The sequence below is a fragment of the Janthinobacterium sp. FT14W genome, from assembly GCF_009208755.1.
Lineage (GTDB): Bacteria > Pseudomonadota > Gammaproteobacteria > Burkholderiales > Burkholderiaceae_D > Janthinobacterium > Janthinobacterium violaceinigrum.
Genome location: NZ_WFLL01000046.1, coordinates 35621 through 45364, shown reverse-complemented (window position 1 = coordinate 45364; position 9744 = coordinate 35621). Strand labels below are relative to the sequence as shown.

Genomic DNA, 9744 nt, shown 5'->3' with positions numbered 1-9744 from the left:
CGGCGCTGGCGCGGCAACGGCCTCGGCAGCGGCTTCCGGGGCGTCGGCCACGGCTTTCAGGGCCGGCTTGGCGCGGGTTTTCTTGGCCGCTGGCGCAGCTTCAGCAGCATCGCCAGCAGCGGCGACAGGCGCATCGGCGGCCACGTCGGCTTTCGTGCGGCGCTTCGGTTTGGCAGCGACGGTGTCGCCGGCAGCGGCGGCAGCGGCCGCATCAGCTTCGATCTGGGCCTTGGTGCGGCGCTTGGGCTTGGCAACGACGGCTTCGTCGCTGGCGGTTACTGTCTCGGGTGTGTTCGGATTATTCATTCTTCGTTTCTTGGCTGTGCTGACCTGGCGCAGCGTCAACCGTTAGTTCTGGCGCAGGGTCGTGAGTGTAGGCTTCGTCCGAGGGCGAAGCATCGGGGCCGGCATCAAGGCTTGCTGTCACATCTACATCTGTCACAGCCGTATTGCTACCTGCACCAAGCTGGTGGGCAAGCTCATTGCTTGCTTTATCAAAATTTTCCTGCAGGGCCGCTTCCAGGGCTTCGAGCCCATTGCCCTGCATCTCGCTGATTTGCTGCAACGGCGGCAGCTGGGACAGCGAATGCAAACCCAGGTCATCCAAAAACTGCTTGGTGGTGGCCAGCAAGGCCGGCCGTCCCACCACGTCGCGGTAGCCGATGGCATCGACCCAGCCGCGGTCTTCCAGCATCTTGATCGTCTGCGAATTGACGGCAACGCCGCGAATCTCTTCGATATCGCCGCGCGTCACCGGCTGGCGGTAGGCGATGATGGCCAGGGTTTCCAGGGTCGCCCGCGAATACTTGGGCGGCCGCTCGGGCGTCATGCGATCGAGATACATCTTCATTTCCGGGCGGCTTTGAAAGCGCCAGCCCGAGGCCAGACTGACGATCTCGATGCCGCGCCCTTCCCACTCCTGCCGCAACTCTTCCAGCAATTGCTTGATCGTGTCGGCACCGACGCCGACACCGCGCACGCGACCATTCTCGTCCGCATCGACGAACAGCTTTTTCAGGCTGTGGATCGTCAGCGATTCACGAGCGCACAGCAACGCGGTTTCGAGGACTTTTTTAGCCTCAATTGTATTCATAGCAATTCTGTGCGGATGTGTGTTGCAATTCGTATGCAGAGAAAGAAATCAAAAACGTTCATTTCAACGTAACAGATGGCAGACATCATGATGACGCCGTGCTGGGTTACTAGTTGAGGCTGTTTTTCCGACGCCTTGGCCGATGCGCGCAAAGCGGGACTAAAGCGGATGCAGTGAAAGTCCTGCCATCCATGGTGCTGGCCTTAAATAACCAGCAATGAAACGAACTCCGGAGCAGCTGCTTCTCCCGTGGCGGCCAAACAGCCAGACCGGAGAGCGACAGTCGTCGTTTCATCCAACGATGCCAATTGTACCTGATAAAAAGCGGAAAAGCGCAAAACCGGGTAAAACACGCGTTTTACCCGGTCCTGGCGCGACACATCGCCCGCTCCCCGCATCACAGGGAGGCGAGTTTCTCCGAGAGAATGGCCGATGCGCCCAGGAAAGCTGGGTACTGCGCCGTGATGACGAAGGTGGGCACTTGCGACACATAATTGGCGAAGCGGCCCTTGCGTTCGAAACGGGCGCGGAAGCCGGAGCGGTCGAAGCGCGCGCCCAGGCGTGGCACGATGCCGCCGCCTATATAGATACCGCCCAGCGCGCCCAGGGTGACGGCGACGTTGCCCGCCACCGTGCCCAGCATGCAGCAGAACGCTTCGATGACGTCGTCGCACAGCTGCGATTCGCCGGCCAGCGCGCGGCGCGTGATCTCCGCCGCCGGCAAGTCTTCGGCCGGCACGCCCGCGCGGTCGGCCAGCGCGCGGTAGATCAGTTCCAGGCCATCGCCGGAAATCAGGCGTTCGGCCGAGACGTGTTCATATTCGCGCCAGGCAAATTGCAGAATGCTCACTTCCACTTCGTTGAACGGCGCAAAGCTGACGTGGCCGCCTTCGCTTTGCAGGGCGATCCAGCCGCCGTGCGACGGAATCAGGCCCGACACGCCCAGGCCCGTGCCGGCGCCGATCAAACCGATGGCCGTGTTCGGACGGGCCGTGCCCGCGCCGATCTGATGCTTCTGCTCGCTCGACAGCTGCGGCAAGGCGCGCGCCAGGGCCGTGAAATCGTTGACCACGTCCAGGGTCGTGAAACCGCACTCTTCGCGCATGGCGCGGATCGAGAACGACCAGTGATGGTTCGTCATGCTGAGGAAATCGCCGTCGACCGGGTTGGCGATGGCGATCATGGCATGGCGTACGGCTTGTCCGCCCGCGGCAGCGATGTGCGGCAGGGCCAGGTAGGCTTGCAGGGCGGCTGACAGGCTCGGGTAATCGGCACAGGGCAGCACTTCCACCAGGGTGATGTGGCCGGCGGCCACTTCCAGGGCGAAACGGGCATTCGTGCCGCCCACGTCGGCCAGCAGGCGCGGTCCATCGGCAAAGGCGGAAGTCGGCAGTACGGGTGTAGACGAAGCGCTCATGATTTTAAATGATGAAGTGGGACGCATGGGACGCCAAGCTTAAAGGATGAATGCGCCCGGAGGCAAGCAAAGTTTGTAGTTTAAGTACATCAAAACAAGCCTTTATTGGTAGTTCCACTCCAAATGCAACAGGCAAGGCCAAAGTTGCTCATAAACAATGATTTATAGTAAGCACTTGCACTCGGCGGGCACACGAAAACCATGCTGCACAGCAGCAGAAATCGCCTTGAAAGCAAAGTATGCCGGAGTTTGCGCAAAGCCGCTTTATCCGTGGCGGTGCGGCTGTCGCGCTGCCGTCCGGTCAGCCCGGCGATGGTGTTTTCGTATTATTACTACCGGTTTTTACTGCGGCTTTTTACTGCCGGCCTGGCGTGCCGGCGGCAGTGCGGATCAGGAGGGCAAGCCTTCGCCCAGCAGGCTGGCGGGCGCCGGCTGGTCCGAGCGGTAGGCGGCATTCCACGCATCGAGGCCGCCATGCAGTGGCTTGGCCCGGTGAAAGCCGTGCTGGTGCAGCAGCTTGGCCACCTGCGCGGCCGTCACGTCGTTGGGACAGCTGCAATACACGATGATGTGGCGGTCCTTGTCCATGGCGATCATGGCCGGCACCGGTTCCTTGCCATTGAAGAACAAGGCGCCCGGCACGGCCGGTTCCAGCGCCTGCGCCGTGGCACTGCGCGCGTCGACCATCAGCGGTTCTTCGCCCTGCTCGATCAGGTCCAGCAATTCATCGATGCCGATGCGCTCGATCTGCAAGGCCTGGCGGAAACGCCGGCGCTCGAGGAATTTGTACAGCAGGAACAGGCCCAGCAAGGTGGCCAGCATCAGCAAGGCCGTACTGCCCATGGTGCTGAGCAAGTCGAGCACCTGCTGCACGCTGGCATGGAAAATCACGCCGACGACGATGCCCGTGCCGCTCCACAGCAAGGCGCCCAGGCCCGCGTACAGGAAAAACTGGCCCGGCGGCGTGCCCAGCGCGCCCGACATGGGCGCGGCCACGGTATTGAATCCCGGCACGAACTTGGAGACGACCAGGGCTTTCGGGCCCCAGCGCTTGAATTTGTCTTCCGTCTGGCTGACGCAGTAATCGGGCGACAGCGAGATGCGGCACAGCAGCCGCAGGATGCGCTTGCCGAAATGGCGGCCCGCGCGGAACCACGTGAAGTCGCTGATCAGGCAGGCGCCCAGCGCGGCGGCCAGCACCAGTCCCCCATTCATGTCGCCGTCGACGGCCAGCGCCCCCGCCACCACGAGGATGGGAAAGGCGGGAATCGGCAGGCCGAGCTGCTCCACCAGCACGATGCCAAAGACAATCAGCACACCGTAATGTTCGAGCAGGTAAATGAGGTTGGGCATGGGCGCTATCTTACCGCAAAAGCGTGTTTATATTTGCACGCCCTTCGGGATGGCGCTCAGCAAGGTACGCGTGTACGGATGCACGGGATTGCGGTACAGCTCATCCGAATCGGCCAGCTCCACCACCTGCCCCTTGTGCATCACCATCACCTGGTCGGCGATGTATTTCACCACCGATAAATCGTGCGAAATGAAGATGTAGGACAGGCCGAATTCATCCTGCAGATCCTGCAGCAGGTTCAGCACCTGCGCCTGCACGGACACGTCCAGCGCCGACACGGATTCGTCGCACACCAGAATTTCCGGCTGCATGGTCAGGCAGCGGGCAATGGCGATGCGCTGCCGCTGGCCGCCGGAAAACTCGTGCGGATAGCGGTGGAAAGCCTGCTCCGGCAAGCCCACCTTGTCCAGCAGCCAGTAGGCCTTGGCGATGCGCTCCTTGTCGTCGGCGCCGATCTTGTGGATGCGCATAGGCTCGAGCAAGATCTGTCCCACCGTAAAGCGGGGGTTCAGCGAAGCGTACGGATTCTGGAAGATGATCTGGATGCGGCGCTTATACGGCAGGTATTCCCTGTTCGGCATGGCGATCAGGTCCTTGCCGTGGAACATGGCCGTGCCGCCCGTCGCCTGGTGCAAGCGCAGCAGGGTCAGGCCCACCGTCGTCTTGCCGGAACCGGATTCGCCCACCACGCCCAGGGTCTTGCCACGCGGCAAAGTAAACGACACATCCTTGACGGCCTGGAATTCGCGCTTGCCGAACAGGCCTTCGCGCGTATAAAAGCTCTTGCTCAAGTTATTCACCACCAGCACGGGCTCGTCGCCCGGGCTGTAGCCGCGCGTGCGCTGCTTTACCTCGACGCCGGGGCCGGCCTTGCCTTCCATATAATCGGCGATGACGGGCAAACGCCACGGCCGCTCGTCCAGGGACGGGCGGCAATGCAGCAGGGCCTTGGTATAACTGTCCTGCGGCGCTTCGAAGACCTGGCGCACCTCGCCCGTCTCGCGCACTTCGCCGTGGCGCATGACGATCACCTGGTCGGCAATTTCGCCCACCAGGCCCAGGTCGTGGGTAATGAACAGCACGGACATCTGGTGCTTCTTTTGCAGCGCCGCGATCAGGTCCATGATCTGCTTCTGGATCGTCACGTCCAGCGCCGTCGTCGGCTCGTCCGCAATCAGCAGCTTCGGTTCGCAGGCAATCGCCATGGCGATCATCACGCGCTGCTGCTGGCCGCCCGACATCTGGCTCGGGTAGGCGTCGATCTTCGTGGCCGGGTCGGGTATGCCCACTTCCTCGAGCAGTTCCAGGGTGCGGGCCCGCGCCTGCTTGCGGTTCATGCCCATGTGCTGGCGCAGCACTTCGGCGATCTGGAAACCCACCGTAAACACGGGGTTCAAGGACGACATCGGCTCCTGGAAGATCATCGAGATATCCTTGCCGCACATGGTGCGCCGCTCGGCGATAGACAGGTCCAGCAAATTGCGTCCGCCGAAATGGATGCTGGACCCGGGATCGATAATGGTGTTATCCGGCGGCAGCAAGCCCATCACGGCCAGGGAGCTGACGGACTTGCCGCTGCCCGATTCGCCCACCAGCGCGACGGTGCTGTTGCGCGGCACGTTGAACGAGATGCCCTTGACGGCTTCGAACGTGGTCTTCTTGTCCAGGCGGAAAGTGACGCGCAGGTCGCGCACTTCCAACAGGTTATTCTGGTCCATGAGCAACTCCTATTTCACTTTGGGGTCGAGCGCATCGCGCAAGGCATCGGTAAACAGCGAGAACGCCGTCACCAGCACGGCCATCGCCGTGGCGGCGGCCGTCAGCTGCCACCATTTGCCCAGGATCAGTTCATTTTGTGCCTCGTTGAGCATGCTGCCCCACGACACGGTACCCACCGGCACACCAAAGCCCAGGAAGCTCAGGATCACTTCCGCCTTGATGAAGCCCACCACCAGAATCGACATCTGCACCAGCGCCACGTGGCTCACATTGGGGAAGATGTGCGAGAACATCTTGCGCCAGTGCGTAGCGCCGATGGCATCGGCCGCCATCACGTATTCGCGCGCCTTGTGCTTGATGTATTCGGCGCGGATCAAACGGTACGGTCCCGTCCAGCCCGTCAACCCCAGGATCAGCACGATGGTCAGCACGCCCTTCTGCTGCAGCACGGCCGCCACAGTCAAGATCATCAGGATCGACGGAATCGACGTGAAGATGCTGTAGAACCAGTTGAAGAAGTCATCGACCATGCCGCCGAAGTAGCCGGACACGGCGCCAAACAGCGTGCCCAGCACGACGGCCAGCAAGGCTGCCACCAGGCCCACCACGATCGACGTTTCGCCGCCCTTGATGGTTTTCTGGAGGATGTCATGGCCCCACTTGTCGGCGCCGAACGGCAGTGTCGCCGCCTTGTGCGTGACGAGTTTCCTGGCCTTGCCCATGCCGGCGCGCAAGGCCGTCAAGTCGTCGGCCAGCGGGTCCGCCACGCCATACATGTCCACGCCGGCGGACGGATCGCTTTTCAACTCGGCGCGCAATTCGGCGATATCGTCGGCCAGCGGATCGAGCACGTTGACGGGTGTGGGCGCGCTGCGCTCGTCGGCCAGGGGAATGGCCCCGTCGCCGGCCGCGGCCGCGTCCTTGTCGGCGCCGACGAAGGTGGGCGGCGCATAGCTGACGGCCACTTCATCTTCCCAGTTCGCCGCCACCAGGCCGCTGGCGGACGCCAGCACCAGCAGGAAAAACGCGCCGACCACGGCCAGCGATACCATTGCAATCTTGTCGCCGCGCAAACGGCGCCACGCCAGGGCCCACAGGCCGGGCGAAGTATGAGGTTTCGACATCATCTCTTTCTACTTCAGTTGTACGCGAGGGTCGACCGCCTGGTACAGCAGGTCGGTGAGCAGGTTGAAGAGCATGGTGGCGGCGGCAACATACACGGTGATCGCCTTGATCACCGGAAAGTCGCTGCGCTCGACAGCCAGGATCACTTCACGCCCGATGCCGGGGATGCCGAAGAAGCGCTCGAGCAGGAAAGCGCCGATCAGCAGGGCCGGCAAGTTCGACATCACATAGGTAATGATGGGAATGGCGGCGTTGCGCAGCACGTGCACCCACATGATGCGGCCCTCCTTCAAGCCCTTGGCGCGCGCCGTGCGCACGTAATCCTGGTTCGCCTCGTCCAGCACGAAGGTGCGGAACAGGCGCAGGGTGGGTGCGATGGACACGGCCAGGCCGATCAGGATGGGCAAGGTGGAATAGCGCAGCAGGTTTTCCCAGAAGCTGTCGCCCCAGCCCTGCACGGGGAACAGGCCCAATTTATACGCGAAGCCGTACTGGAAGACGATGATGTAGACGAGGATGGAAATCGACATGCCCACCGTGCAGGCGATCATGACGGCGCGGTCCGTCAGCGAACCGCGCACGAAGGCGATGGCCAGCGCCAGCGCCACGCCGAAAAACGTTTCCAGCACGGTCAGCGGGATCAGCACCATCATGGACGGCCCCAGGCGCGAAGTGATGATGTGCGACACGGTTTCGCCCGTGGCCCAGCTTTGGCCGAAGTCAAAGGTGACGATCTGCTTGATAAAGATCCACAGCTGCACGTAGTACGGCTGGTCGACGCCCAGCTGGCGGCGGATGTTGGCGATGCTTTCCGCGCTAGACATCTTGCCGGCCAGGATGTAGGCGGGGTCGCCGCCCACCCAGTTGAACAGGATAAACACCAGCAAGACCACGCCCAGCATGGTGGGCAGCATCTGCCACAAGCGGCGCAGGATATAAGCGAACATAATGATTCCTTGTTGTTATAAGCGCTGCTTATTTATTGGCCGAGGCCGCAGGGGCTGGCGCGGCAACCACGGGTGCCCCCGTGCTGTCGATATCCATGTACGCCCATTCCTGGAACAGGATCGGGTGCTTCTTGTAGCCGAGCACCGACTTTTGCGCCAGCATGTTGCGGTAGCGCGCATAGCCGATCAGGGCGCCCGCATTCACTTCCAGGCGGCGCGCCATCTTGTGGAACAGCTCGTCGCGCTCGGGGCTGGCCGGCATGGCCTGGCTGGCCGCGTACCATTTATCGTATTCCGGGTCCTGGTAGCAGCCGTTGTTGTTCTGGTGCGTGTTCGGGCCATAGAACAGCTGCATGAAATTGTCGCCGTCCGGATAGTCGGCCAGCCATGGCGCCGTGCGCGTCTGCATCTTGCACTGCTTTTCCGTTTTTAAGATATCGGAAAAGATCATGCGGTCGTTTTCCATGCGGATGCCCAGCGAGTTGTAGGTCTTGCGCCACATTTCCGCCTGCAGCACGCCGTTCGCCTCGTTGCGCGAAGCGTAGCGGATCAGCAAAGGCTTGCCGTCAGGCAGAGTGCGCCAGCCATCGGCGCCCTTCTTGTAGCCGAATTTATCGAGCAATTTGTTGGCCAGCACGGGATCGTATTGCAGCAGGCTCTTGTAGTGCGGATCGTAGCCGACGACGCCGGGCGGGATCGGATAGTCGAGGCGCTTGGCCTGGCCATTCCAGATGATGCGGATTTCTTCATCGATATTGTGCGCCATGGCAATGGCGCGGCGCAGCGCGATCTTTTCCTTGCTGAAGCCGCCGAGGGTGGGGTCTTCCATGTTCCAGTAGTAATAGCTGATCTCCGGGTCCAGCAGGCGCGACAGTTGCACGCCCTTCTCCGCCAGCTCGGGACGCAGCTTGCCGTTGAGCAGTGCTTTCGGCGCCAGCGGACCGTCGAGCCAGAACACGTCCGTGCCGCCGCTCTGGAAGGACAGCCAGCGCGACTGGTCTTCGATCATCACGGAAATTTCGATGCGGTCGATGGCGGGTATGCGCTTGCCCTGCATCTGGCGCACGATGCGCTGGTCGTCCGGGTCGTCGCCGGCCAGGAAATTCCACGTCTCGGGCAAGTGCTGCGGGTTGCGGTTCAGGACGATGCGGTTGCCGCGCGTCCATTCGCCCAAGGTGTAGTAGCCGGTACCCACGGGATTCGAGCCCACTTCGCCCTTCACGTCGCCATACTTGTCCACCACTTCACGCGCCACGGCGGCCGTCGGCACGTAGGCGAGGATCATGGGGAAATTGAAATCCGTCTTGGTCAGCGAGATGCGCAGGGTGTACGGGTCGAGGATTTCCAGGCCGGCCACTTTCTTGCTGTAATCGAGCTTGTTCGACTTGGCCGCGTCCTTCGCCAGGTCGTCCAGGCCCACCACCTTGCCTTCGAACAGCCAGCTGTGCGGCGAAGCCAGGCGCGGGTCGAACAGGCGCTTCCACGAATACACATAATCGGCCATCGTCAGTTCGCGGCGCTTGCCGCCGAACGCGGCGTCGGGCGTGTACAGGATGCCTTTTTTCAGGCGGATGGTGTAGGTCTTGCCGTCGGCGGACACTTCCGGCATGGCGGCCGCCGCGCCGGGCACCACCTTGACGGGGCGCGCCAGGTAATCGTAGGTGTACAGGGTGTCGAAGACGGCCTGCGTGATGTGGTTCGAATACAGGTCGCGCGCGGTAGCGGGATCGAAGCCCGTCTCGGCGGCCGGCAGGATATAGCGCAAGGTTTTGACCGGCGCGGCAGGGGCGGCATCCGCAGCAACGGCAGTGGCCGCCAGCGGCAGGGTGGCCAGGCAGGCGAGCAGCGCCACGCGCCGCATCCATGGTGACTTCATGTAATACCCTTCATCTCGATTATCTGTCGCACCGTATTGGTGCGCTTGTACTGGCTTCCCCCTGGGATACAGGATTCCACCGCCAAAACCAGTCCATCCTCGCAAGATCTATGCCTTGTTTTCCGCCAGTCGCGCCGCTGTCCTGGCGAGCTGGAAAAAGGCGTAACGATAACGCATATTCTGTTCGCCGGGCAAAAAGCCGCAGCATGCGCG

General features: G+C 62.2%; 7 protein-coding genes and 1 pseudogene. All 8 read right to left on the bottom strand.

The features are described from left to right. Positions 1 to 306: pseudogene (locus GCN74_RS23610) on the bottom strand (23S rRNA pseudouridylate synthase B); the annotation flags it as partial. Further along, positions 299 to 1093, bottom strand: coding sequence for an SMC-Scp complex subunit ScpB (scpB, locus tag GCN74_RS23605; protein WP_152258922.1), 795 nt, complete (start codon positions 1091 to 1093; stop codon positions 299 to 301). The gene scpB and the pseudogene GCN74_RS23610, both read right to left, overlap by 8 nt. Positions 1094 to 1490: 397 nt before the next feature. Then, positions 1491 to 2510 (bottom strand): glucokinase, encoded by a 1020-nt coding sequence (locus GCN74_RS23600; protein WP_152258921.1) that lies wholly within the window; start codon positions 2508 to 2510, stop codon positions 1491 to 1493. Between the two features lie 390 nt (positions 2511 to 2900). Further along, positions 2901 to 3863 carry a VTT domain-containing protein gene (locus GCN74_RS23595; RefSeq protein WP_152258920.1) on the bottom strand — a complete coding sequence of 321 codons (963 nt, stop codon included), beginning with the start codon at positions 3861 to 3863 and terminating at the stop codon, positions 2901 to 2903. Positions 3864 to 3890: 27 nt separating this feature from the next. After that, a complete protein-coding gene (locus GCN74_RS23590) occupies positions 3891 to 5582 on the bottom strand; it encodes an ABC transporter ATP-binding protein (protein ID WP_152258919.1) in 1692 nt (563 codons plus the stop codon). 9 nt (positions 5583 to 5591) lie between these two features. Beyond that, the gene (locus GCN74_RS23585) at positions 5592 to 6710 is read right to left on the bottom strand and encodes an ABC transporter permease (RefSeq protein ID WP_152258918.1); all 1119 of its coding nucleotides are present in this window, start codon (positions 6708 to 6710) and stop codon (positions 5592 to 5594) included. 6 nt (positions 6711 to 6716) lie between these two features. Then, positions 6717 to 7655: an ABC transporter permease gene (locus tag GCN74_RS23580; protein ID WP_131374152.1), complete on the bottom strand. Its 939-nt coding sequence runs from the start codon at positions 7653 to 7655 to the stop codon at positions 6717 to 6719. A 28-nt stretch (positions 7656 to 7683) separates the two neighbouring features. After that, positions 7684 to 9531, bottom strand: coding sequence for an ABC transporter substrate-binding protein (locus tag GCN74_RS23575; protein ID WP_226939185.1), 1848 nt, complete (start codon positions 9529 to 9531; stop codon positions 7684 to 7686). Between the last annotated feature and the right edge of the window lie 213 nt (positions 9532 to 9744).